This is a genomic window from Pseudomonas sp. Marseille-P9899 (assembly GCF_903166565.1).
In the GTDB taxonomy this organism is placed as follows: Bacteria; Pseudomonadota; Gammaproteobacteria; order Pseudomonadales; family Pseudomonadaceae; genus Aquipseudomonas; species Aquipseudomonas huaxiensis.
This window is the reverse complement of record NZ_CAESCG010000007.1, coordinates 352,881-375,960: the sequence shown is the minus strand read 5'-3', so window position 1 is coordinate 375,960 and position 23,080 is coordinate 352,881. Positions and strand designations below refer to the sequence as shown.

At 58.1% G+C, this 23,080-nt stretch carries 24 protein-coding genes; 16 read left to right on the top strand and 8 right to left on the bottom strand.

From position 1 onward, the window contains the following. Nucleotides 1–41: 41 nt before the first annotated feature. The gene (locus HWV67_RS28100) at nucleotides 42–380 is read right to left on the bottom strand and encodes an ArsR/SmtB family transcription factor (protein ID WP_175653592.1); all 339 of its coding nucleotides are present in this window, start codon (nucleotides 378–380) and stop codon (nucleotides 42–44) included. Nucleotides 381–508: 128 nt separating this feature from the next. Between HWV67_RS28100 and HWV67_RS28095 the strand changes: the two genes are divergently transcribed. The 10 genes from HWV67_RS28095 (at nucleotide 509) to HWV67_RS28050 (ending at nucleotide 8,139) form a co-directional block, all read left to right on the top strand. Next, entirely contained in the window at nucleotides 509–865 is a 357-nt protein-coding gene (locus tag HWV67_RS28095) for a metalloregulator ArsR/SmtB family transcription factor (protein WP_175653591.1), read from the top strand. Nucleotides 866–884: 19 nt separating this feature from the next. After that, the gene (locus HWV67_RS28090; RefSeq protein ID WP_175653590.1) at nucleotides 885–1,355 is read left to right on the top strand and encodes an arsenate reductase ArsC; all 471 of its coding nucleotides are present in this window, start codon (nucleotides 885–887) and stop codon (nucleotides 1,353–1,355) included. An 18-nt stretch (nucleotides 1,356–1,373) separates the two neighbouring features. Then, entirely contained in the window at nucleotides 1,374–2,435 is a 1,062-nt protein-coding gene (gene arsB, locus HWV67_RS28085; protein WP_175653589.1) for an ACR3 family arsenite efflux transporter, read from the top strand. A gap of 4 nt (nucleotides 2,436–2,439) precedes the next feature. Next, nucleotides 2,440–3,156, top strand: coding sequence for an arsenical resistance protein ArsH (gene arsH, locus HWV67_RS28080; protein WP_175653588.1), 717 nt, complete (start codon nucleotides 2,440–2,442; stop codon nucleotides 3,154–3,156). Between the two features lie 12 nt (nucleotides 3,157–3,168). After that, nucleotides 3,169–3,672: a cyclin-dependent kinase inhibitor 3 family protein gene (locus HWV67_RS28075; RefSeq protein ID WP_175653587.1), complete on the top strand. Its 504-nt coding sequence runs from the start codon at nucleotides 3,169–3,171 to the stop codon at nucleotides 3,670–3,672. A gap of 32 nt (nucleotides 3,673–3,704) precedes the next feature. Further along, nucleotides 3,705–4,709, top strand: a complete 1,005-nt coding sequence (locus HWV67_RS28070) for an ArsJ-associated glyceraldehyde-3-phosphate dehydrogenase (RefSeq protein WP_175653586.1) — start codon at nucleotides 3,705–3,707, stop codon at nucleotides 4,707–4,709. A gap of 9 nt (nucleotides 4,710–4,718) precedes the next feature. Further along, nucleotides 4,719–5,951 carry an organoarsenical effux MFS transporter ArsJ gene (gene arsJ, locus HWV67_RS28065; protein ID WP_175653585.1) on the top strand — a complete coding sequence of 411 codons (1,233 nt, stop codon included), beginning with the start codon at nucleotides 4,719–4,721 and terminating at the stop codon, nucleotides 5,949–5,951. Between the two features lie 409 nt (nucleotides 5,952–6,360). After that, a complete protein-coding gene (locus HWV67_RS28060) occupies nucleotides 6,361–6,636 on the top strand; it encodes a metal/formaldehyde-sensitive transcriptional repressor (protein WP_175653584.1) in 276 nt (91 codons plus the stop codon). 20 nt (nucleotides 6,637–6,656) lie between these two features. Then, complete coding sequence (gene dmeF / locus HWV67_RS28055; RefSeq protein WP_175653583.1) at nucleotides 6,657–7,559, top strand: CDF family Co(II)/Ni(II) efflux transporter DmeF; 903 nt, start codon at nucleotides 6,657–6,659, stop codon at nucleotides 7,557–7,559. A 247-nt stretch (nucleotides 7,560–7,806) separates the two neighbouring features. Further along, a complete protein-coding gene (locus HWV67_RS28050) occupies nucleotides 7,807–8,139 on the top strand; it encodes a DUF2790 domain-containing protein (RefSeq protein ID WP_031314395.1) in 333 nt (110 codons plus the stop codon). Between the two features lie 69 nt (nucleotides 8,140–8,208). Here HWV67_RS28050 and HWV67_RS28045 read toward each other — a convergent pair whose 3' ends face one another. The 7 genes from HWV67_RS28045 to HWV67_RS28015 form a co-directional block, all read right to left on the bottom strand. Continuing rightward, the gene (locus tag HWV67_RS28045) at nucleotides 8,209–8,664 is read right to left on the bottom strand and encodes a DUF411 domain-containing protein (RefSeq protein ID WP_088851393.1); all 456 of its coding nucleotides are present in this window, start codon (nucleotides 8,662–8,664) and stop codon (nucleotides 8,209–8,211) included. Then, complete coding sequence (locus tag HWV67_RS28040) at nucleotides 8,654–9,436, bottom strand: c-type cytochrome (RefSeq protein ID WP_175653582.1); 783 nt, start codon at nucleotides 9,434–9,436, stop codon at nucleotides 8,654–8,656. Before HWV67_RS28040 ends, HWV67_RS28045 begins: the two co-directional genes overlap by 11 nt. 9 nt (nucleotides 9,437–9,445) lie before the next feature. Next, a complete protein-coding gene (locus HWV67_RS28035) occupies nucleotides 9,446–10,576 on the bottom strand; it encodes a copper resistance protein B (protein WP_175653581.1) in 1,131 nt (376 codons plus the stop codon). Then, nucleotides 10,566–10,895, bottom strand: a complete 330-nt coding sequence (locus HWV67_RS28030; RefSeq protein WP_175653580.1) for a hypothetical protein — start codon at nucleotides 10,893–10,895, stop codon at nucleotides 10,566–10,568. Before HWV67_RS28030 ends, HWV67_RS28035 begins: the two co-directional genes overlap by 11 nt. Before the next feature lie 14 nt (nucleotides 10,896–10,909). Next, a complete protein-coding gene (locus tag HWV67_RS28025) occupies nucleotides 10,910–12,823 on the bottom strand; it encodes a copper resistance system multicopper oxidase (protein WP_175653579.1) in 1,914 nt (637 codons plus the stop codon). A gap of 182 nt (nucleotides 12,824–13,005) precedes the next feature. Further along, complete coding sequence (locus HWV67_RS28020; RefSeq protein WP_031314397.1) at nucleotides 13,006–13,209, bottom strand: co-regulatory protein PtrA N-terminal domain-containing protein; 204 nt, start codon at nucleotides 13,207–13,209, stop codon at nucleotides 13,006–13,008. Nucleotides 13,210–13,460: 251 nt separating this feature from the next. Next, nucleotides 13,461–13,820: a co-regulatory protein PtrA N-terminal domain-containing protein gene (locus HWV67_RS28015; protein ID WP_049274248.1), complete on the bottom strand. Its 360-nt coding sequence runs from the start codon at nucleotides 13,818–13,820 to the stop codon at nucleotides 13,461–13,463. Between the two features lie 197 nt (nucleotides 13,821–14,017). On the opposite strand from HWV67_RS28015, the gene HWV67_RS28010 reads away from it, so the two are divergent. The 6 genes from HWV67_RS28010 (at nucleotide 14,018) to HWV67_RS27985 (ending at nucleotide 22,796) form a co-directional block, all read left to right on the top strand. After that, nucleotides 14,018–14,695, top strand: a complete 678-nt coding sequence (locus tag HWV67_RS28010) for a heavy metal response regulator transcription factor (protein ID WP_023628542.1) — start codon at nucleotides 14,018–14,020, stop codon at nucleotides 14,693–14,695. After that, a complete protein-coding gene (locus tag HWV67_RS28005) occupies nucleotides 14,695–16,101 on the top strand; it encodes a heavy metal sensor histidine kinase (protein ID WP_175653578.1) in 1,407 nt (468 codons plus the stop codon). Before HWV67_RS28010 ends, HWV67_RS28005 begins: the two co-directional genes overlap by 1 nt. Before the next feature lie 494 nt (nucleotides 16,102–16,595). Continuing rightward, entirely contained in the window at nucleotides 16,596–17,849 is a 1,254-nt protein-coding gene (locus HWV67_RS28000) for a TolC family protein (protein WP_175653577.1), read from the top strand. Beyond that, nucleotides 17,846–19,309: an efflux RND transporter periplasmic adaptor subunit gene (locus tag HWV67_RS27995; protein ID WP_175653576.1), complete on the top strand. Its 1,464-nt coding sequence runs from the start codon at nucleotides 17,846–17,848 to the stop codon at nucleotides 19,307–19,309. Before HWV67_RS28000 ends, HWV67_RS27995 begins: the two co-directional genes overlap by 4 nt. Beyond that, a complete protein-coding gene (locus HWV67_RS27990; protein WP_175653575.1) occupies nucleotides 19,306–22,464 on the top strand; it encodes an efflux RND transporter permease subunit in 3,159 nt (1,052 codons plus the stop codon). The genes HWV67_RS27995 and HWV67_RS27990 overlap by 4 nt, the downstream gene beginning before the upstream one ends. Beyond that, nucleotides 22,461–22,796 carry a copper-binding protein gene (locus tag HWV67_RS27985; protein WP_175653574.1) on the top strand — a complete coding sequence of 112 codons (336 nt, stop codon included), beginning with the start codon at nucleotides 22,461–22,463 and terminating at the stop codon, nucleotides 22,794–22,796. Before HWV67_RS27990 ends, HWV67_RS27985 begins: the two co-directional genes overlap by 4 nt. The last annotated feature ends 284 nt before the right edge of the window (nucleotides 22,797–23,080 follow it).

Sequence of the window (23,080 nt, the reverse complement as noted above, 5' to 3'; positions counted from 1 at the left end):
TGCGCACCCATGCATATATAAGGGTAAAACAAGGGCTATAGCTACGGGCAGCACAGCGAAACCAGACCCTTGGTTCGCTGGAGCAAGCCCTCAAGGCGCTCGACGATCGCCCCACCATTCACTTCGTAGAACACCTGCCTGCCCACCTTGGTGGCCTTCACGATCTGGGCGTCGTGCAGCACCTGAAGGTGCCTGGAGATCACCGAGCGCTCCTGAGGCAGCTCTTTGGCGATTTCGCCGACATCCGCCCGGCCCAGCAGGAGTACGCGCTTGAACACCGCGACCCTGGATGGCTCGCAGAGCGCTTTGAAGAAGGCTTCGTCCAGCGACTCGATGGCAGCGTCGATGGCTTGGGTGCGGAGGTTCTGGTTGGTCGTCATGCCGACAATATATGTGCACAAACATGCACATGTAAAGCTACCCATAACCGGAGGAGTTGCGATACATTCGAAAAAGCGTATATTCGAAAAACCATATACGTGCAGTAACCCGCACATCGAGAGCCGATATGACTGACTCACTGACCCCTACCAAGGTTTTCAAATGCCTCGCCGACGAGAACCGCATTCGGATGATGCTGCTGATCGCCCGCGAGGAAGAGCTCTGCGTCTGTGAGCTGACCTGTGCACTGGAAGAAAGCCAGCCCAAGGTTTCCCGCCACCTGGCGCAGCTGCGCACGTGTGACCTGCTGGCAGACCGCCGCCAGGGCCAATGGGTTTACTACCGGCTGCATCCAGAGCTGCCCGCCTGGGTGCGCGAGATCCTGAAAACGACGCTGGAGGCCAATAGCGAGTGGCTGAACAGCAGTTCCACTCGATTGGACGCAATGGGTGACCGCCCACAGCGCGTCGCCACCTGCTGCTGATCACTGCCGAGCAAAACCGATGAAAGTTCTGTTCCTCTGCACCGCCAATAGCTGCCGCAGCATCCTGTCAGAAGCCGTGTTCAACCACCTAGCCCCGGCCGGTATGAAGGCCTACAGCGCCGGCAGCCAGCCCAAAGGCGAGGTACATCCGTTGTCCATCTCCGCGCTGCAGCGCGCCGGTATTTCCACCGATGGCCTCAGCAGCAAGTTCAGCGATGCGCACGCCGAACTGGCCCCGGACTTTGTCATCACCGTCTGCGACAAGGCTGCCGGCGAACCCTGCCCCGTGTTCTTCGGGCCGGCAGTAAAAGCCCACTGGGGACTTTCCGATCCGTCGGACCTGCAGGGCAACCCCGCCAAGTTGGACGCGGCGTTCGACACCACGCTTGAGCAGATTAAGCGACGCCTCAAGGCATTCCTTGCACTGCCTTTTGAACAATTGGATGCCGCCCAGCTCAAGGTTGAGCTGGCCCGCATCGGAACGCTCTGACGTATAGGGAGATCCACCATGAGCAAAAGCCGACTTTCCTTCCTCGACCGTTACCTGACGGTTTGGATCTTTCTGGCCATGGGCTTGGGTATCGCCCTGGGCAGTCTGTTCCAGGGATTGCCCGCGTGGCTGAACAGCCTGTCGGTAGGCTCGACAAACATCCCCATCGCGATTGGCCTCATCGTCATGATGTACCCGCCGCTGGCGAAGGTGAAATACGAGGAACTGCCTCAAGTTTTCAAGGACAAGCGCATCCTCGTGCTGTCGCTGGTCCAGAACTGGGTAATCGGCCCGGTGCTGATGTTCGGGCTGGCAGTAGTGTTCCTTCCCGACAAGCCTGAGTACATGACTGGCCTGATCCTCATCGGCTTGGCGCGCTGCATCGCCATGGTGCTGGTGTGGAACCAGATCGCCGGTGGCAACAACCAGTACGTGGCGGGCCTGGTCGCCTTCAACAGCATTTTCCAGATCCTGTTCTTCAGTGTGTACGCCTGGATCTTCCTGGGCCTGCTGCCGCCGCTGTTTGGACTTGAAGGCAGCGTCATCGAGACGAGTTTCCTCGATATCGCTCAGTCGGTGCTGATCTACCTGGGCATCCCGTTCCTGGCCGGTTTCCTGACCCGCAAGATCCTGATCAGTAGCAAGGGCGAGACCTGGTACCAGGAGCGCTTCATTCCGAAGATCAGTCCGCTGACGCTCGTGGCGTTGCTGTTGACCATCGTGGCCATGTTCAGTCTGAAGGGCGACATGGTGCTGCAGCTGCCGCTGGATGTGCTGCGCATCGCCATCCCGCTGACCATCTACTTCGTGGTGATGTTCTTCATCAGCTTCTCGATGGGCAAGCTGCTGGAGGCCGACTACCCACGCACCACCGCGCTGGCGTTCACCGCAGCAAGCAACAACTTCGAACTGGCCATTGCCGTGGCCATCGCTACCTTCGGCCTCGCTTCGCCGGTTGCCTTTGCAACCGTCATCGGGCCCTTGGTGGAAGTGCCGGTACTGATCTCACTGGTGGGCGTGGCCTTGTGGCTCAAGCGCCGCTGGTTTGATCAGCCCTCTGGTGCCTTGTCTCAGGAGTAAAATCATGACCGAACATCACATCCCCAACATCGACAACGAACTGGTCGACCTGCCGTCCGCCGACAAGCTCGCGATCGAGCAGCAGTCCACCCATAAACCGCGCATCCTGCTGCTGTACGGATCGACACGCGAACGCTCCTTCAGCCGTCTGCTGACAGAAGAAGCGGCACGCCTGCTGGAGCACTTCGGTGCGGAGACGCGGATCTTCAATCCCACTGGCCTGCCACTGGCGGATGACGTGCCCGATGACCACTCGATGGTCAAGGAACTACGTGACCTGGTGCTGTGGTCGGAAGGCATGGTCTGGTGCTCGCCTGAGCGCCACGGCGCGATGACCGGCGTGTTCAAGTCGCAGATCGACTGGATTCCACTGAGCATGGGCGCCGTACGCCCGACGCAAGGCAAGACCCTCGCGGTGATGCAGGTCTGCGGCGGCTCGCAGTCTTTCAACGTTGTGAACCAACTGCGCGTCCTCGGCCGCTGGATGCGCATGTTCACCATCCCCAACCAGTCATCCGTACCCAAGGCCTATCTGGAGTTCGACGAGGCGGGCCGCATGAAGCCCTCGGCGTACTACGACCGTGTCGTCGACGTGATGGAGGAGCTGGTGAAGTTCACCCTGTTACTTCGTGATCGCTCCGACTACCTGGTCGACCGTTACTCCGAACGTAAAGAGTCGGCTGAAGAACTATCCAAGCGTGTCAATCAACGATCCATTTGAGGCTTTGTGAGCATGCAATTGCACCCGTATTCCGTGTTGGCCAATTCCGAACTGGTCGGCCAGCTGATCTTCACTCCGTGCCCAGGTACCAAGGACACCTCAGTATCTCAGGCGTTGGCAACGCTGCGCGAAGCCGGTGCGAGTGCACTGGTAACTCTGATGCCGAGTGAAGAACTGCTGCAGAACGAGATCGACCTGCTGCCTGAGGAGTGTCAACTGCTGGGCCTCGAATGGTTCCACCTGCCGGTGGAAGACGACCAGGCACCCGGCGAGCCATTTGCTGCCGCCTGGGAGATCCACCGGGAACGCCTGAAAGAGTTGGTGATGACTGGCAAGACGATCGCCATTCACTGCAAAGGTGGCTCCGGCCGCACCGGCCTGTTTGCGGCCCGCCTGATGATCGAGTGCGGCATTCCTGTGCAGGAAGCAGTTGCCCAAGTCCAGGCTCTGCGCCCACGTGCGATCCAGAACCCTGCGCACGTCGACTACATCAACCAGTTCGCCAATACCCTCTGACCGTCCCCTGACGGCTACGCGAGAACAACAACATGGCAATCAAAGTAGGCATCAATGGGTTTGGCCGCATCGGTCGCTTGGCGCTGCGCGCGTCTTGGGACTGGCCAGAGTTCGAGTTTGTACAGATCAATGACCCGGCCGGCGACGCCGAGACCCATGCCCACCTGATCAACTTCGACTCGGTCCACGGCCGCTGGCACCGTGAAGCCCGTGCTGAGGGCAGTACGGTGGTGATCGACGGCAAGCGCATTCAGGTCACCGCGAACAAGACCATCGCAGACACCGACTGGTCGGGCTGCGACCTGGTCATCGAGGCCAGCGGCAAGATGAAGTCGGTAGCCGTGCTCCAGGCCTACCTGGATCAGGGCGTCAAACGTGTAGTGGTCTGCGCTCCAGTGAAGGAGAAAGGCGCACTGAACGTGGTGATGGGCGTCAACCAGCACCTGTTCGACCCGGCGCAGCATCGCATCGTTACCGCCGCCTCCTGCACTACCAACTGCTTGGCCCCGGTGGTCAAGGTGATTCACGAGAACCTGGGCATCCGCCACGGATCGATCACCACCATCCACGACCTCACCAACACCCAGAGCATCCTCGATACGCCGCACAAAGACCTGCGCCGCGCCCGCGCCTCTGGCATGAGCCTGATCCCAACCACCACGGGTTCGGCCACTGCGATAGCCGAGATCTTCCCCGAGCTGCGCGGCAAGCTGAATGGTCACGCCGTGCGTGTACCGCTGGCCAACGCCTCGCTGACCGACTGTGTGTTCGAAGTCGAGCGTGAGACGACGGCTGAAGAGGTCAACGCGCTGCTGAAGGCGGCGGCCGAAGGCCCGTTGAAAGACATCCTGGGCTACGAAGAGCGTCCACTGGTATCCATCGACTACCGCACCGATCCGCGCTCCTCGATCATCGACGCGCTGTCGACCTTGGTGGTCAATGGCACCCAGGTGAAGCTCTACGCCTGGTATGACAACGAATGGGGCTACGCCAACCGTGCAGCGGAACTGGCCCGCTTGGTCGGCGCAGCGGAGTAAACAGCGATCATGAAGGCGTTGTCAGCCCTGTCTGCGGAAGTGCGTCAGTACCTGCTGGTTACCGGCAACTACTGGGCCTTCACCCTCACCGACGGCGCATTGCGCATGTTGGTGGTACTGCACTTCCATTCGCTGGGCTACACGCCGCTGCAGATCGCAGCGCTGTTCCTTTTCTACGAAGTGTTCGGCGTGATCACCAACCTGGTGGGTGGCTACCTCGGCGCCCGCCTGGGGCTCAACCGCACCATGAACATCGGCTTGGGCATGCAGGTCTTTGCACTGCTGATGCTCACGGTGCCGGCAGCCTGGCTGACGGTGCCGTGGGTAATGGCCGCCCAGGCGCTGTCCGGCATCGCCAAGGACCTGAACAAGATGAGCGCCAAGAGCTCCATCAAGCTCCTGGTACCGGACAGCCAACAGGGGACGCTCTACAAATGGGTGGCCATCCTGACGGGCTCGAAGAACGCGCTCAAAGGCGTGGGCTTTTTCCTCGGCGGAGCACTGCTCGCGTTGCTCGGCTTCACCCTGGCGGTGCTGGCCATGGCAGCAGTACTGGCCATGATCTGGATCGGTAGTCTGGTGCTGCTGAAAAAGGACTTGGGCAAAGCCAAGGCCAAACCCAAGTTCCGCGACATGCTGTCCAAGAGCCGAGCCATCAACATCCTCTCGGCCGCACGGCTGTTTCTCTTCGGTGCCCGGGACGTCTGGTTCGTCGTGGCGCTGCCGGTGTACCTGAGCACCGCGTTTGGCTGGGACTTCTGGCTGGTCGGCGGCTTCCTCGCCGCGTGGATCATTGGCTACGGCATCGTCCAGTCGTTTGCTCCTCACATCACCGGCAAGAAACGAGGTCATGTGCCGGACGGCCGAGTGGCCTTCATCTGGGCAATCGCACTGGCTGGATTGCCTGCGCTTATTGCTGTGGGCCTATCGGCGGGCTGGTCGGCGCAGTTGGTTCTGCTCGGTGGGTTGATGCTGTTCGGCGTGCTGTTCGCGGTGAACTCATCGCTGCACAGCTACCTGATCGTCAGCTATGCCAAGGAAGACGGCGTCTCCCTGGACGTAGGCTTCTACTACATGTCCAACGCCCTGGGGCGGCTGGTCGGTACGCTGCTGTCGGGCTGGGTGTTCCAAGCCTATGGTTTGCAGGCTTGCCTGTGGGTTTCCAGCATTTTCGTATTGGCCGCCGCGCTCATCTCGATCGGGTTGCCCAGACATAGCGAAATGTCGCAGCAGACGCACTGATCACGCAGAGAGAGCGGAGGCACTCACGCCTCCGCTCTCACCAGAAACTGCTCGATGGCAGCGACAGTGCTCCTGGCTGTGCGCGTCATCCCGATCAAGGTGGCGGATGTAGAGCCTGTCCACTCTCCATAACCCACCAGCCATAGGCCAGGCGCATCCACTGCACGTGTACCTGTAACTTCGACGCGACCGTCCCCAGTGACTGCCCCGAGGCTCGCTAAGTGCCCCAGCGCCGGCTTGAATCCGGTGCGCCCTATCACCGCGTCGACTGAGGTCTCTGCCCCGTCCTCACAGACTACACCGTCGGTGGGTGAAGCGAGCGAAGGGCTTCATAACGTGCAGAACGCCCTGCCTTGCATAGGTATAGGGGGTATGCCTATTATGCGCATAATTCAGGTAGGAGTACTCCATGAGTCATATCGCGGCAAACAAAGACGATCTTCTCAAACGCGTTAAACGTATCGCCGGACAAGTCCAGGCCATTGAGCGGGCGCTGGAGTCTGATCTCGATTGCGCCAAAACGTTGCATCTTGTCGCCGCCACTCGCGGAGCTATCAACGGATTGATGGAGGAAATCATCGAAGACCACGCGCGGGAGCATGTTGCTAACCCGGCGCTGAGCGAAGAAGAGCGCAAAAAAGGCGTCGAAGAGCTTCTTGAAGCCATTCGCCGTTACTCCAAGTGAACGGATCCGGGTATACGCACATGAGCAGCACCAGCATCAACCACACACACGACCATATGTTTCTTGGCTCGGCACATGATGAAAACGCCAAGCGAACGCTTTGGGTCGTGGCATTGACCGTTGTGATGATGGTTGGAGAGATCACCGCAGGCTATCTCACAGGCTCGATGGCTTTATTGGCCGATGGATTTCACATGGCAACTCATGCCGGTGCATTGGGCATCGCGGCGGCCGCATACGGATATGCAAAACGGCACGCTTCCAGCCAACGCTACAGTTTCGGTACAGGAAAGGTAGGGGACTTGGGCGGTTTTGCCTCTGCATTGATTCTCGGAATCGTCGCCTTGGGAATTGGCATTGAATCTGTCATGCGCCTCTTGCAACCAACAGACGTTCAGTTCGGTACCGCTACGCTAATCGCGATTGCCGGATTGATAGTCAATGTTGTCAGTGCACTGTTGCTGGGTCACGGCCACAGTCATGACCATGACCATGTTCACCACGGGCACGATAACAATCTGAAATCGGCCTACATCCATGTCCTCGCTGACGCGCTCACTTCGGTGCTAGCGATTGCTGCACTGCTCGCCGGCCGGTATCTCGGTTGGGCGTGGCTGGACCCGGTTATGGGGATCGTAGGTGCCATCGTTATTGCGCGTTGGGCCTGGACCTTGATGAAGGTTACTGCAGGAGTACTGCTGGATCAGACAGACGTACATGTCGCCGATGAGATTCGCGAACTGGTTGAAAAACCGGGGGATGTCACGATTACGGATCTGCATGTTTGGCGGGTGGGACCACAAGCCCATGCCGCTATCGTCAGCGTTCTTGGTGAAGACACTGGCAGCGCGGAGAGTATTCGTGAACGGATCAAGCCGGTTCACGAAGTCTGCCATCTGACGGTAGAGTTCCGAGCGGTCTGATAGCAGAGCCCCCAACCTGTGCTTGATCGGCGTAACCTGTAAGCAGCGTATCGACAGGCTGGAAGGACCGGAGTCGGCATCAACGCTGTTTCCTTAGCCACAGCGCGGTCGATGAAGATGGCTACTCTATCAACCGTCGTTTTCCCGATTTAGTGCAAAGAAGGCTTACTTAGATGTAATCCCCCGATCATTTGGCCGACAGGTCAACCCGCTTAAGATTCAATCACACCAGATCGGAGTGATGAACATGAAAGCTCTCAAAAGTATTGCCGCCTTGCTGATTCTTACTGCCTCCTCGGTTGCACTGGCTGAGGGGGGCTCAGACCGCCTGCATGGCCAGATGATTCAGGCAAATGAGCAAGCAATGCGGGCGTACGCCGCCGCCAACGGGAAAAACGAACCTGAGGTCACCCATTATCGGTATGGGATGAAGCTCGACGTGGCCAAAGTGATCAGCGTGACCTCGAACCGGGGTAGCTGCGACGTGATGCCAGCACAGATGAACTATGAAGACTCAACTGGAAAGCTCAACATCCTCGAGTACCGTACATCCGGGATTGGTTGCCGCGGCCAGAATTGAGGAGTTCAGATGCTCACATATCCAACGAAAACGGCGCCAGGAAGGCGCCGTTTTCGTTGGTTGGTAGGTTTACTTGGCAGGATAATTTGCAACCACGCGATCTTCCCCACCTATGGTAAGGCCTATGACCTGGTAAGCATGACTTACGCCATCCCCCTCCATTCCTGGAGAACCAGCAGGCATACCAGGCACGGCGACCCCAACCAAATCATTTCGCTCTGAAAGCTGTCGAATCTGTTCGGCCGGAACATGGCCTTCAACGAACTTTCCGTTTATCACTGCGGTGTGACAGGAAGCTAGGCGCGGCGCTACCCCTAGCTTCTGCTTAACAGCACTCATATCGGCTTCAACGTGATCGATGACCTTGAAGCCATTTTGCTCCAAGTGAGCAATCCACTTTTTACAGCACCCGCAGTTTGCATCCCGGTGCACGTCAATAGTGGTTGGCACTGCCGCGTTGACTGGCGGAAGCACGAGAAAAGCAGCGAGTGCTGCCAAGCTAAGGAATCGCCTTCTAGCCCTCATGGGTGTGCTCCTTACCATCTTTGTGAGTATGCGACTTTGGGGTCGGTTTGGAGTGATGGTCACTATCAGCTTCCGTGACTTCATGCTCGTTGTGGTGATCGGCTTCAGGCTTGGCATCTGCAGGCTGCGCATGATGGGCTTCAGGCTCTCCCATATCATGATGGCCCTTCGCGGAGGCCGCCTCGCCGTGGTGATCAGCGTCACTTTTATCGTGCTGGCCTTCATGATTGTGCATATCACTTTCCCCACCGCCGTGCTGGTGGCCGCCGCTGGTCGCTACCATTGACTTGTATTGCTCAGCGTTCATCTGTGGGAGCTGATCTAAGAAAGCAACGATCCCCCAGATGTATTGATCACCCATGCTCTTGCCCCAAGCAGGCATGCCTGTGGCTTTGATGCCGTGTTTAATAGTCCAGAATGCAGCGGCAGCGCCCCCACCAACACCGATCTTGGAGAGATCGGGTGGAGACGGGTAAAGCGCTTGACTGAGCTCGGTCTTATCAACGCCTGGAGCGAGGTGACAGCCAATGCACATGGCATTGTAGTTTCCGGCGCCTGTTCGAATCAGGGTTTCATCTTTGAGATTCGGCACCTCGATATCCTTGGCACGCACTTCGATGGAGCGATCTCTCGCCATGGCGAGAAAAGCATGCACAGCGGGGAAATGAGGGTCATCAGCGCCCACGTTGACCAGACCAAAATAGGCGGCTCCCAATACAGCCGCGCTACCCACGACGCCAGCTGCGACCAACGTTGTAATTGTTTTTTTCATGTCAGGTTCTCAAAACCACATCCGAATACCGGCAACGAAACGCGCTTCACTCACATCCCCGCCTTCGTCCCGAATCAGGTCAGCAGTATTGCCGTAAGAGCGGCTCCAGGTGACGCCTATGTAGGGAGCAAATTGGCGAACAATTTCATACCGAAGACGTAGACCCACCTCGGTATTGGCAAGACCCGAACCAACATCACGCTCAGGGTCATTTTTGCCATAGAAGTTCGCTTCGGCGGTGGGCTGTAGGATGAGGCGATTGGTTAAAAGGATGTCGTAATCGCCTTCCAACCGTGCGGCAGTCTGGCCATTCTCACCAATGAACGCTGTGGCTTCCGCTTCAAACGCATAGAGAGCCATACCCTGAATACCAAAGGCTGCCCACGTCTGGGGAGATTCGGGTTGGAAATCCTGGCGCACCCCTGCAACAACATCCCACCACGGACCAATTGATCGGCCGTAGAGGAGCTGCAGCTCGGCATCCTCGGTTACACCATTTGTTCGCTCGCCCTCAGAGCGAATCCAAAGACGATTGATGTCGCCACCAACCCACCCAGAGGCATCCCAAGCCAAGGTGCTACCCTCGTCAGCATCCTGATACTCCAGCTGATCTAACAAGAAGAAGCTGTTGATGGCGCTGTCGTGAACCTCATGACCGCCCAAAGGGGGAAAAGCCGCTTTACGGTCTGCATCCGTCAGGACAGGAATTGGGGTACGACTGACTGCAGTAGGTGCATCAGCAGAACCGTGGTTCATTTTCGAATGATCCATCGTTCCGGGCCCCATCCCTTCCATGCTCCCATGACCCATATTGCTGTGGTCCATAGGGGCAGGCTTCACCTTAGGTTGACCATGTCCCATCGTGCGGTGATCCATGGTGCCCATGCCACCCTGCATGGCGCCATGATCCATCTTGCTATGATCAACAAGGGCAGGTTTTTTCTCCTGCTTGCTTGCTCCCATCTGGCTCTGGTCCATACCCGGCATCGGGTTTTGAGAAGGGGCAGAGTCCATTTGCATAGATCCATGCCCCATTGCCGAATGGTCCATTTCTTCAGCCGCGAAACTAGTTGTCCCCCCGAATGCGCTCAGGGAGACAGCCAATGCCAAGAGCGATGGTCGTGCCAGCCTATTGGTCATCTTTCCCTGCCTTAACTTTATCCCCGCCCTGCGATTCCATCATTTTGCTGTGATCCATACCTTCCATCGAGCCGTGATCCATACCTTCCATGGACCCGTGATCCATGCCTTTCATGGAGCCATGGTCCATGCTACCGGCCTGCTTATCCTGCGCCGTCTTTGCTCCTGCGTTGGATTTCGCTGCGTTAGGTGTATCTACAGACTTCTGGGAATGTTGGTCATGGTTTTCACCGGACCACGAGGACGGGGCGTAAACAGCCAGAAGTCCTACCATGGCAGCAGAGAAGAAAAAGGCGCTACGTTTCATTGGTTTGCTCATCTCAAATCTCCAGATCATTCGTCCACACGGACTTCTCGGAACATGCCCATTTCCATGTGGAGCAGTAGGTGGCAGTGATAGGCCCAACGGCCTAATGCATCCGCAGTTACGCGGTAACTTCGTTTAGAGCCAGGCGGCATGTCGATGGTGTGTTTTCGGACCATGAAATTACCGTTCTCGTCTTCCAGATCACTCCACATGCCATGAAGGTGAATTGGATGCGTCATCATGGTGTCGTTGACCAAGGTGATGCGAAGACGCTCGCCATATTTGAGACGCAGCGGCTCGGCATCTGAAAATTTGATTCCGTCAAAGGACCAGGAGAATTTTTCCATGTGACCAGTGAGGTGAAGCTCGATTGTTCGACCTGGATCGCGGCCGTCGGGATCAACGAACGTGCTTCGCAGATCTGCGTAGGTAAGGACACGACGCCCGTTGTTCCGCAGTCCGATTCCTGGATCGTTCAACTTAGGTGTTGGCGACATCGTTTGCATGTCGACAAATGGATTATTGGTCTCCGACGCAGGGTGAACCTGCATGGCGCCGCCCATCCCAGCCATCTTGCTGTGATCCATGCCAGCCATGCTGCCCTGGTCCATCCCAGCCATCTTGCTGTGGTCCATGCCAGCCATGCTGTCCTGGCCCATCCCAGCCATCTTGCTGTGGTCCATGCCAGCCATGCTGTCCTGGCCCATCCCAGCCATCTTGCTGTGATCCATGCCAGCCATGCTGTCCTGGCCCATCCCAGCCATCTTGCTATGGTCCATGCCGGCCATACTTCCATGGTCCATCCCACCCATACTGCCGTGATCCATGCCCATATCGCTCATCGAGATTAGAGGGCGTGGATCAACGGCTGGTACTGGTGCTTGCATACCTTCGCGCACGGCCAGGGTGCCTCTGGAGTAACCAGTACGATCCATGGATTGCGCAAAAATGGTGTAAGCCTGTGCGTCATCTGGTTCGACGATGACATCGAAGGTTTCGGCTACTGCAATTCTGAATTCATCCACCTTCACCGGCTTGACATGCTGTCCATCGGCTGCGACTACAGTCATTTTCAAACCAGGGATCCGCACATCGAAGTACGTCATCGCGGATGCGTTGATGAAGCGCAGGCGGATCTTTTCGCCCGGCTTGAAGATACCCGTCCAGTTACCGTCCGGAGCCTGGCCATTCATGAGATAGGTGTAGGTATAGCCACTAACGTCGGCCAAATCAGTGGGGCTCATTTTCATCTCAGCCCACATTTTCCGATCCGCTACTGCTGCTGACCAACCCATCTCACTGACGTCATTGACGAAGTCGCCAACCGTCCGCTTATGGAAGTTGTAGTAGTCCGACTGCTTTTTGAGCTTGGACAGTACTCTGGCAGGGTCCTCGTCCGTCCAATCGCTGAGCAGCACGACGTAGTCTCGCTCGTAGGTGAACGGCTCGGGCTCCTTCGCATCGATGACCAATGCGCCGTACACTCCGATCTGCTCCTGAAGACCAGAATGGCTGTGGTACCAGTAGGTACCGTTCTGATGGACCTTGAACTTGTACTCATACATGCCATCGGGTGCGATGCCATGGAAACTTAGGCCTGGGACACCATCCATGTTTGCCGGCAGAATGATGCCGTGCCAATGAATAGATGTGTCCTGCTGCAAACGGTTTCGAACCCTAAGGGTGACAGTGTCACCTTCGCGCCAACGAAGAATGGGACCGGGCAGTGAGCCGTTGATCGCCATTGCCGTGCGAGCAGCTCCGGTAATATTGACTGGCAGCTCACCGATATACAGATCAAAATCGTTCCCTGTCAGCACGTTAGCTTGGCCAGGGCTGGTCACGGCCCACACCGGCGTGCGCCACATGCCCAATCCACCCAATAATCCAGTGGCGGCCAAGCCTTTAACGAAGGATCGTCTCGTGGTTTTGCTTTGCATGCCGTAGTGTCCAGTGAGTCAGGTAATTCGCTGATATCCGGGCCTGCGCGAAGCCGCAGCACCCCGTTTCCTTAGAATTCCCGCAAGCTTTGTGAATTTCATACACAAGATGCGGCGGGAACGAGCACTCTGAAGCTGCCACACAAAAGATTCGTGAGTGATTACATTTCTGTAAGCTCGACTCAGCAATTCTCGTGTTTGGTCTCTCGGTGCTTAGCAGCAACTGGGACGGTGTCCTTCTTCTGCTGCGCGATCTGATAGGCCTGCATAGACGATTGGCGAGCTGTCTCCATCCTTGCAAAAGTGCGGTCGGCACCACCTTCAGCTAGGGCAACGCCAGCCAAACCAAAAGTGATCATCATCACAAGCGCTTTCACCATGTTCATTCCTAGTCTCTCTGCAGTCAGTTGGAGGCCCATTGGGTAGGCTTGGAGTCAACAATAGCCCCGCCTCGCTTTCAGGTAGCTGAGCTCGACGTTACAGATCTGTCAGCTTCTAGGGTCCAAGGAACCTCATCTGTTCCGGACCTTTCGAGAGGCTGACCAAGGAAAACTGCAGCCACGCGTCACCCAAAAAAACGGCGCCGGTTGGGCGCCGCAAGGCCAAGGAGCACTGGGGAACGGCCACGAAGAATGGATTATGGATGACATTCCTTGTCCGCCATCATGAGCTGGTGTTCACGAACCATCTGACCAAGGACGTCATCTACCATCTTGTCGTGTTTCTCCATCCACACGAGATGCTCATCCTTTGACATGCCGGCTTTGGGGTGGTCTTGATGCAATTGGCTCATCAAATCCTGAAGCATAGACATGTGTTCTTTCATATGAACGTGCCGTTGGCTGGGGTCGGCTTTCTCCGCCTTGATCAACACAGCTTCGGCCTTGTCTCGAAGTGACTGAATTCTTTCAAGCGCGCGGTCGCTTCCACCTTCAGCAAACGCAGCTGACGATATCAGCATAGCTGTAGCAAGAATCATGGGTTTGAGCGATTTCACAGGACGATCTCCATCAGGTTGTCAGGGTCACTGCTACCGCTAAATGACAGACAGGATCGATTGAAATGCCTGTCATGAATGACCGTAGACGGGGCTGCCTGACAGCGGCCTGATACCTAAATTACTTTTGCGTCAGGTTCTGGTTAGGTGGTGTTTTTGCTGCAAACTGGGCATGTACACCTTTGGGGTTGGAGCACATGAAATTACTCGTAGCTGAGGATGAGCCGAAAACGGGAGCCTACTTGCAGCAGGGCCTGGCAGAGGCAGGGTTCACCGTTGACCGAGTCCTCTCGGGTACCGACGCTCTTCAAAATGCACTGAGTGAGAGCTACGACCTGTTGATCCTCGACGTCATGATGCCGGGGTTGGATGGGTGGGAAGTCCTGCGGATGGTTCGTGCTGCAGGTAAGGACGTCCCGGTCTTGTTCCTGACCGCTCGGGATGGAGTGGACGATCGAGTGAAGGGCCTTGAACTGGGCGCCGATGACTATCTGATCAAGCCCTTCGCCTTCTCTGAATTGCTAGCTCGGGTACGAACATTACTACGCCGGGGAACCAGTGCCTCAGCCCAAACCACCATGAAGATGGCAGACCTTGAGGTAGACCTACTCAAGCGCAGAGCCACCCGAAGCGGCAAGCGAATCGATCTGACTGCCAAAGAATTCTCTCTTCTTGAGCTGCTGATGCGCCGACGCGGCGAAGTGCTGCCCAAGTCCTTGATTGCCTCCCAGGTTTGGGACATGAACTTCGACAGCGACACGAACGTGATTGAGGTAGCAATTCGCCGCCTACGTGCAAAGATCGATGACGATTTCGCTCAGAAGCTCATTCATACCGCCCGTGGAATGGGTTACATGATGGATGAGCCAGAGTGATGCTATCCCAGTCCTCGCTGGTCAAGCGTCTGACCCTCATGATCATGTTCGCGGTCATTTCGGTACTGGTGGTCGCAGGCATCAGCGTCAACATGTTAAGCCAGCATCACTTTCGCATGCTTGATGAGCAGGCACTGTCCGAGAAACTGGAGTCGACAAGGCACATCCTGTCAATTCAAACACAAGGGACGAGGCAAGAGGAGCTGCGAGAACAACTGCGCGCGCTGCTGGGCGCACACCAAGATTTGACGGCGGAAATTCTCACCTCGGATGGCGGCGTACTTTTTTCTGATCTCAAAACCACCCTAATCCCCGACCGATACAAGGTGGCGGGAAAGGACAATATGTGGGAGTGGCAAGACAGTTCCCATAATTTCCGTGGTGTAACCTCTCGCGTTCAGATCCAAGGCGATCCAGCCCTGGGTACCGTCATGCTGATGCTGGATGTCACTAGCCATGCTCACTTCTTTGAAACGCTGCAACGGTGGTTCAGTATCGGCTTGGTCATTAGCGCATTGGTCAGCGCGGCATTGGGTTGGGTGGTTGCAAAAAGTGGGTTGCGTCCCGTCGAGCAGATAACGAAGGTTGCGACATCCATGTCCGCGAGATCACTCCAAGAGCGCATCCCGTTGGAGCCTGTGCCCCTTGAGCTTCAGGAAATGATCGTGTCTTTCAACGGGATGCTTGCGCGTCTAGAAGATGCATTCATTCGCCTATCCAACTTTTCGGCCGATATCGCACATGAGCTAAGAACGCCAGTGAGTAACTTGCTAACGCATACCGAGGTAGTGCTTACAAAAAAACGTGATTTGGTCGCGTACGAGGAGAACCTGTACTCGAATTTGGAGGAACTGAAGCGAATGTCTCGAATGATCGATGACATGCTCTTCCTCGCCAAAGCCGACAATGGCCTCATCATTCCTGAGCAAGTTGATATCAAACTCGAAAAGCTAGTGGCTAAGCTCTTCGACTACTACCAATTGGTGGCTGAGGATCGGGGTATACGGCTAACCCTCCAAGGAGAGGGTGTTGTCTCTGGGGATACACTCATGATCGACCGTGCCCTTTCCAACATCTTGTCGAACGCTATGCGGTACACCCCCGAAGGAAGCTCAATCTCGGTAGGGATCCAGGAAACCTCTGACACCGTGACCCTCACTACTCGAAATGGGGGGGGCACAATTGCTCCAGAGCATGCCAAGAAAATCTTTGACCGCTTCTACAGGGCCGACCCGGCAAGACGGGAAGGGGGGCCCAGCAACGCCGGACTCGGCCTTGCAATAACCCGTTCCATCGTCGAAGCACACAACGGACGGATATGGTGCGCACCGGAGGACGGTGAGACTGCATTCCACATTGCATTTCCTGCCAGGAAGCGGCCGATGAATGATCGTGCCCACCATTAATGCCGGGCTAATCGATTTAACCTACACTCGACCACTATGATCCGCTTTGTACGACTGCTCACCATCCTGCTGCTCGTTCTATCGCTTCCCCTCAACGGTATGGCGGGAATTGACTCGCCCATCGAGCCCTGCCCAATGCAGGCGATGGACATGGAAATGATGGCGGGCATGGAGCACGACTGTTGTCAGGACCAGGACCAAGGGAAGTCTTCCCAGCACGCCTCCAAAGCCTCCAAAGCCTCCAAAGCCTGCAAAGTCGGCCAAGAGTGTAGAACCGCGAGCACACTTCAAGTCAGCTTGCTCGAACCCCAGCTGACCTTCTCTACTGCGCCCCCTGCGGATGCTTATGCCGTAAGCCTGGTAACTCGAGCGCCGCCAGATCACTGGCGTCCTCCGCGCGCCTGATTCCTTCGTAAACCTCAAACCCGTTGTTCTGCCTTGGCGGCCGAACGATGGCATGCGCCTGTGCGCTGGTTTTTCGAGGAATCGTGGTCATGACTCCCCTACGTTTCACTACAGGACGGATACTTCCGGCTGCCTTGGTAATGCTGCTACCGATGCTATCGGCGCAGGCGGCTTCGCTTTCTCTGGATGATGCGCTGCAATTGGCTGAGCGTAATGCGCCTTCGCTTCAGGCACGCCAAGAGCAAGTGTCGGTGGCGCGTCACTTAGTCGTGCCAGCGGGTGAACTACCCGATCCGCGGCTTAACCTCGGGGTCCAGAATCTACCGATCGAGGGCAGCGATCGCTGGAGCACCAACCGAGACTTCATGACCATGCAAGTGGTCGGGCTTTCTCAAGAGGTGCCCAACCGCGACAAGCGCAACGCACGAGTCGAGACAGCACGGGCCACAGTCGAACGCGCTGATGCCGAAGCTGTCTTCGAGCGTTTGAAGGTGCGCGCGGCGACGGCGCAGGCTTGGGTAGCCGCCTACACGGTGCAACGCAAGCTGCAACAGTTCGATGAGTTCTATAAGGAAAGCCGCCTGCTGGCTTCCGCCGTGAGGGCTCGTCTAGCCGGCGGGGGGGGGGCGTCGGCCGATGCGCTTGCGCCGAGTCAGGAAGTAGCACAGCTGGATGAACAAAAGGACCTGCTAATGAGCCAGGCGGCCCAGGCAAGAGCGGCACTCAAGCGCTGGGTCGGACAGGACGTGGATGCACAAGCACCGGTGTTTCCGCAGTGGCCAGTGAAAGCGCCGGAATATCTGCACGCACTGCATGCGCACCCCGAACTGGCGGCCTACGGCGCCAAGGCCCGTGAAGCCGAAGCACAGGTTCATCAGGCGGTCGCCGAGAAAAAGTCGGATTGGGGCTGGCAATTGGATTACCAACGTCGTGGTCCGGACTTTAGCAACATGGTCAGCGTGCAAGTCAGTTTCCAGTTGCCGCTGTTCACAGGCTCTCGCCAAGACCCAACGATCGCTGCGCGGCAAGCTGAGGTGCGCCAGCTGGAAGACGAGCAAGAGGCTGCGCTGCGTGAACATACCGAGCGGTTGGAGTCAGATCTGGCGGAATACCAGCGCCTGCAACGGGCAGTGACCCGTAGCCGCGAGACCCTATTGCCCCTCGCCGAGGACCGGGTTCGCCTGGCACTGGCGGACTACCGGGCGGGAAAGTCGACATTGAGTGAGGTGCTTGCGGCACGACGCCAGCGGCTCGAGGCCCGGCTACAGGATATCGACCTGCAAGGGCAATTAGCCGCGACAGCGGCGCGCTTGCACTTCGCATATGGAGAGGTTCGGGCATGAGACCTATGTCGATAGGATTGATCGCAGCGCTCGCACTGGCCATAGGCGGTGGTGCGGGCTATTGGCTGGCTCAACAGTCCCAAAGTGGACCGGCGCCGACACCAGAACAACGCAAAGCGTTGTACTGGTATGACCCGATGTACCCTCAACAGCACTTCTCTGAGCCTGGTAAGTCACCTTTCATGGACATGCCATTGGTCGCCAAATATGCCGATGGCACACAGGATCAAGCAGCGCCTGCGGTACAGATCACCACGGGTATACAGCAGAACCTCGGCGTGCGGCTCGCGACAGTGGGCCAAGGCCGCCTCGAACGCACGCTGCAGGTCAGTGGTGTGCTGGCCTTCGACGAGCGAGATTTCAGTGTGCTGCAAGCACGGACCGCAGGATTTGTCGAACGCACCTATGGCCGAGCCACGGGCGATGTCGTGGCCAAGGGCGCACCGCTGGCCGATGTCTTGACCCCCGAATGGGCAGGATTGCAGGAGGAGTATCTGGCACTGCGGCGCTTGGGCGATGGCGAACTGCAGGCCGCAGCCCGTCAACGCTTATTGCTGGCCGGAATGCCTGCCGAGCTCATCGAGCGGGTCGCGCGCATTGGCAAGGTACAGAACCTTGTCACGCTGCTAGCACCAAGCGCCGGGGTGATCCAAACGCTGGACCTGCGTCCGGGCATGAGCTTGGCGCCAGGGGCTACCCTGGCGCGGATCAATGGTGTGGCCAACGTCTGGCTCGAAGCCGCAGTGCCGGAGGCGCAGGCCCAGGGCCTGCGCGAGGGGCAGGCAGTGCAGGCGCATTTACCCGCCTATCCAGGTGAAGCCGTGCCGGGAAAGCTGACCGCTTTGCTTGCAGACGCCAACCCGCAAAGCCGTACTTTGCGCCTGCGTATCGAGCTACCCAATCGCGACGGCCGGCTGCGACCGGGGATGTCCGCCCAGGTCGCCCTGCATCCAGCCGGGCAAACCGATACCACACTGCTAGTACCCGCCGAAGCAGTCATCCGCACCGGCAAACGTGATCTGGTGATGCTGGCCGAAGACCAAGGTCGTTTCCGCCCAGTGGAAGTGGTGCTGGGTCAGGAGAGCGGCGGCCAGGTTGCCGTGCTGCAAGGGCTGCAGTCAGGCCAGCGGGTGGTGACATCGGGTCAGTTCCTCATCGACTCCGAAGCCAGCCTAAAGGGCATTGAGGCCATGACCACGCAGGAATCCCCACCTGCACCAGCACTGCCCGCACTGCATGAGGCAGACGGACGCATCGTGCAAATCGAGGGCAATCAGCTGACGATCGCTCACGGTCCCTTCCTCACCCTGGGCATGCCTGGCATGACCATGACCTTCCCCGTGTCTGATCCAACGCTGATTGTCGGGCTGAAGTTGGGCCAACGTATTCGCTTCGGAGTCCGCGAGCGGGATGAGGGCATGGTGATCGAGCAGATCAATGCGCTGGAGAGTCAACCATGATCGCGAAACTGATTCGCTGGTCGGTGGGCAACCGAGTGCTGGTGCTGCTCGCCACACTGTTCCTGGTGGCCTGGGGCGTGTTCTCGCTGCGCAGCCTGCCGATCGATGCACTGCCGGACCTGTCGGACGTGCAAGTGATCATCCGTACCTCCTATCCAGGTCAGGCGCCACAGATCGTCGAAAACCAGGTCACCTACCCGCTGACAACCACCATGCTCTCGGTACCGGGGGCCAAGACTGTGCGCGGCTTCTCGGCCTTCGGTGACAGCTTTGTCTACGTGCTGTTCGAGGATGGCACCGACCTGTACTGGGCACGCTCGCGGGTACTGGAGTACCTGAGCCAGGTGCAGTCGCGCTTGCCGGCGTCGGCAAAGCCGGTGCTCGGGCCGGACGCCACCGGCGTGGGTTGGATCTATCAGTACGCGTTGGTCGACCGCAGTGGTGGGCATGACTTGGCGCAATTGCGCAGCCTGCAAGACTGGTTCCTGCGCTTCGAACTCAAGACCTTGCCGGATGTCGCTGAAGTGGCGAGCATCGGCGGGATGGTCAAGCAGTATCAGGTGGTGCTTGATCCGCTGCGGATGGCCAGCCTGGGCATCACCCAAGAGGAGGTGTCGGACGCTATTGGAAAGGCCAACCAGGAAACCGGTGGCGGCGTGCTGGAACAAGGCGAAGCCGAGTTCATGGTGCGGGCGTCAGGGTACCTGAAGACGTTGAACGACTTCCGCGCCATTCCCCTGCGCCTGGCCACCAACGGTGCGCCGGTGACACTCGGCGATGTCGCCACGGTGCAACTTGGCCCAGAAGCGCGTCGGGGTATCGGTGAGCTGGATGGTCAGGGCGAGGCCGTTGGCGGTGTGGTGATTCTGCGCAGTGGCAAAAACGCCAGGGAGGCCATTGCCCACGTCAAGGACAAGCTTGAAGCGCTGAAAAAGAGCCTGCCCAAGGGCGTGGAGATTGTCACGACCTATGATCGCAGCCAACTGATAGATCGCGCAGTGGACAACCTCAGCCACAAGCTGATCGAAGAATTTATCGTGGTCGCGCTGGTGTGTGCGGCGTTTCTCTGGCACCTGCGCTCGTCGCTGGTGGCAATCGTCTCGCTACCGGTAGGGGTACTGATCGCTCTGATTGTCATGCGCCATCAAGGCATCAACGCCAACATCATGTCGCTTGGCGGTATCGCAATCGCCATCGGTGCGATGGTCGATGCTGCCGTGGTGATGATCGAGAACGCGCACAAGCGAGTCGAAGCCTGGCATGCACGCAACCCGGGGATGTCGCTGCGCGGCGAGCAGCACTGGAACGTGATGACCGAGGCGGCGGTCGAGGTGGGGCCGGCGCTGTTCTTCAGCCTGATGATCATTACTTTGTCGTTCATACCGGTGTTCACCTTGCAGGCCCAGGAGGGACGACTGTTCGCTCCCTTGGCGTTCACCAAGACCTACGCCATGGCAGCCGCGGCAGGGCTGGCGGTGACCCTGGTACCCGTGCTGATGGGCTACTGGATTCGCGGCCCTCTGCCAGCAGAGGAACGTAACCCACTCAACCGCGGCCTGATCCGTCTGTATCGGCCTGCGTTGGAAGTGGTGCTGCGCTGGCCCTGGATGACACTGGTTGGCGCGCTGGCGATCTTGTTCAGCAGCCTGTGGCCATTGAGCCAGCTGGGTGGGGAATTCCTACCACCGCTGGACGAAGGTGACCTGCTGTACATGCCCTCGGCCCTGCCAGGCCTGTCGGCGCAAAAGGCCTCGGAGCTGTTGCAACGCACCGACCGGCTGATCCGTACCGTGCCCGAGGTCGCCAGCGTGTTCGGCAAGGCTGGCCGAGCCGAATCAGCGACCGACCCGGCGCCGCTGGAGATGTTCGAAACCATCGTGCGGCTCAAGCCGAAAGATCAGTGGCGTCCGGGCATGACCACCGAAAAGCTGATCGAGGAATTCGACCGTACGGTGCGGATACCGGGCCTGACCAACATCTGGATTCCACCGATCCGTAATCGTATCGACATGCTGGCCACCGGCATCAAGAGCCCGATCGGCGTGAAAGTGGCGGGCAGCGACCTGACGCAGATCGACCGCACGACCCAAGCCATCGAGCGAGCCGCCAAAACCGTGCCCGGTGTGACCTCGGCACTGGCCGAACGTTTGACCGGCGGCCGTTACATCGATCTTGACATCGATCGCCAGACTGCATCTCGATATGGCCTGAACATTGCCGACGTGCAGTCCATCGTTGCCGGTGCCATTGGTGGCGAGACCATCGGCGAGACGGTCGAGGGCCTGGCGCGCTACCCGATCAGCGTGCGCTACCCCCGCGAATGGCGCGACTCGGTCGAAGCCTTGCGCCAACTGCCGATCTACACCGCGCAAGGCGGCCAGATCACTCTCGGCACCGTGGCCCATGTGCGCATCACGGAAGGTCCTCCGATGCTCAAGAGCGAGAATGCCCGCCCATCCGGTTGGGTATACATCGACGTGCGAGGTCGTGATCTGTCCTCTGTGGTCGCCGACCTGCGCCAGGTGGCGAGTCGCGAGGTGAAGCTCGATCCTGGCATGAGCCTGAGCTATTCCGGCCAGTTCGAGTACCTGGAGCGCGCCAACGCACGTCTGGCCTGGGTGATACCGGCGACACTGGTGATCATCTTCGTGCTGCTCTATCTGACATTCGGTCGCCTCAGCGAGGCGCTACTGATCATGGGCACTTTACCTTTTGCCCTTACCGGCGGCGTGTGGCTGCTGTACCTGATGGGCTTCAATTTGTCGGTGGCCACCGGCGTGGGCTTTATCGCCCTGGCTGGGGTCGCGGCGGAGTTCGGGGTGATTATGCTCATCTACCTGAACAACGCATGGACCGAGCGACAGTCCAATAGTGAGCGCACGCAACTGGCGCTACTGGAAGCGATCCGTGAGGGTGCGGTGCAACGCATCAGACCCAAGGCGATGACTGTGGCGGTGATCGTCGCAGGCCTGCTGCCAATTCTCTGGAGTGATGGTACCGGCAGCGAAGTAATGAGTCGCATCGCCGTGCCCATGGTGGGCGGCATGCTCTCTGCCCCCTTGCTCTCTCTGTTCGTTATCCCGGCGGCGTATTGGTTAGTCCGGCGCCGTAATCTCGCAGTAACTAATAATTCCAAACTAGGAGAAACCCGATGAAAAACGTCTATCTCGGCGCTGTACTGATGTTGGCTTTCGCGACTGGTGCACAGGCCCAGGACAGCATGGCAGGCATGAAGGACATGCAGATGAAGGCCGAGCAAGCGGCACTGGTCGCCCACGCGGAGGGTACGATCAAAACCATCGATCTCGATCAGGGCAAGGTCCTCTTGGCACACGGACCAGTGGTCGCGTTGAAATGGCCAGCGATGACCATGGGGTTCAAGGCGACCGCGCAGCAGCTTGAAGGACTGAAGGTGGGGGACAAGGTGGCGTTCGACTTCCGGATGGAGGGCAGTGCGGCAACGATTGTTGAAATCCGGAAAGAGTAAGCAACCTACTCTCATGGAGGGGCCGTAGGACAATCGAGGCAGCTCCTAGGCAACACTTTGGGGGTTGCCACAATTAAGACCGCTTTGCTCAGGTACGGCTCTATCCAAGGACCCGCTTCGCAGGAGCTGCCTGGCGGCGGTGAGCGACAAAAATGAACTTTCAAGCCGGATGCAGTAGATCGATCTGATTGACCACTACAGCGGTAACACCGCGTTCCAAGAGCGTGCCCGACGATTGCGAGTCCGCCTGGAGAGGTGAGGCCCAGGTGGGGAGTGCTTGCTCC

Bases quoted from the DNA above. Each gene is read 5' to 3' on its own strand.
- HWV67_RS27995 (WP_175653576.1), top strand. From the start codon at position 17,846: ATGAGACCTATGTCGATAGGATTGATCGCAGCGCTCGCACTGGCCATA.
- arsJ (WP_175653585.1), top strand. From the start codon at position 4,719: ATGAAGGCGTTGTCAGCCCTGTCTGCGGAAGTGCGTCAGTACCTGCTG.
- HWV67_RS28005 (WP_175653578.1), top strand. From the start codon at position 14,695: ATGCTATCCCAGTCCTCGCTGGTCAAGCGTCTGACCCTCATGATCATG.
- HWV67_RS28100 (WP_175653592.1), bottom strand. From the start codon at position 380: ATGACGACCAACCAGAACCTCCGCACCCAAGCCATCGACGCTGCCATC.
- HWV67_RS28025 (WP_175653579.1), bottom strand. From the start codon at position 12,823: ATGCAAAGCAAAACCACGAGACGATCCTTCGTTAAAGGCTTGGCCGCC.
- HWV67_RS28020 (WP_031314397.1), bottom strand. From the start codon at position 13,209: ATGAACATGGTGAAAGCGCTTGTGATGATGATCACTTTTGGTTTGGCT.
- HWV67_RS28000 (WP_175653577.1), top strand. From the start codon at position 16,596: ATGACTCCCCTACGTTTCACTACAGGACGGATACTTCCGGCTGCCTTG.
- HWV67_RS28070 (WP_175653586.1), top strand. From the start codon at position 3,705: ATGGCAATCAAAGTAGGCATCAATGGGTTTGGCCGCATCGGTCGCTTG.
- HWV67_RS28090 (WP_175653590.1), top strand. From the start codon at position 885: ATGAAAGTTCTGTTCCTCTGCACCGCCAATAGCTGCCGCAGCATCCTG.
- HWV67_RS28040 (WP_175653582.1), bottom strand. From the start codon at position 9,436: ATGAAAAAAACAATTACAACGTTGGTCGCAGCTGGCGTCGTGGGTAGC.
- HWV67_RS28010 (WP_023628542.1), top strand. From the start codon at position 14,018: ATGAAATTACTCGTAGCTGAGGATGAGCCGAAAACGGGAGCCTACTTG.
- HWV67_RS28060 (WP_175653584.1), top strand. From the start codon at position 6,361: ATGAGTCATATCGCGGCAAACAAAGACGATCTTCTCAAACGCGTTAAA.
- HWV67_RS27990 (WP_175653575.1), top strand. From the start codon at position 19,306: ATGATCGCGAAACTGATTCGCTGGTCGGTGGGCAACCGAGTGCTGGTG.
- dmeF (WP_175653583.1), top strand. From the start codon at position 6,657: ATGAGCAGCACCAGCATCAACCACACACACGACCATATGTTTCTTGGC.
- HWV67_RS28095 (WP_175653591.1), top strand. From the start codon at position 509: ATGACTGACTCACTGACCCCTACCAAGGTTTTCAAATGCCTCGCCGAC.
- HWV67_RS28075 (WP_175653587.1), top strand. From the start codon at position 3,169: ATGCAATTGCACCCGTATTCCGTGTTGGCCAATTCCGAACTGGTCGGC.
- HWV67_RS27985 (WP_175653574.1), top strand. From the start codon at position 22,461: ATGAAAAACGTCTATCTCGGCGCTGTACTGATGTTGGCTTTCGCGACT.
- arsB (WP_175653589.1), top strand. From the start codon at position 1,374: ATGAGCAAAAGCCGACTTTCCTTCCTCGACCGTTACCTGACGGTTTGG.
- HWV67_RS28035 (WP_175653581.1), bottom strand. From the start codon at position 10,576: ATGACCAATAGGCTGGCACGACCATCGCTCTTGGCATTGGCTGTCTCC.
- HWV67_RS28045 (WP_088851393.1), bottom strand. From the start codon at position 8,664: ATGAGGGCTAGAAGGCGATTCCTTAGCTTGGCAGCACTCGCTGCTTTT.
- arsH (WP_175653588.1), top strand. From the start codon at position 2,440: ATGACCGAACATCACATCCCCAACATCGACAACGAACTGGTCGACCTG.
- HWV67_RS28030 (WP_175653580.1), bottom strand. From the start codon at position 10,895: ATGAGCAAACCAATGAAACGTAGCGCCTTTTTCTTCTCTGCTGCCATG.
- HWV67_RS28050 (WP_031314395.1), top strand. From the start codon at position 7,807: ATGAAAGCTCTCAAAAGTATTGCCGCCTTGCTGATTCTTACTGCCTCC.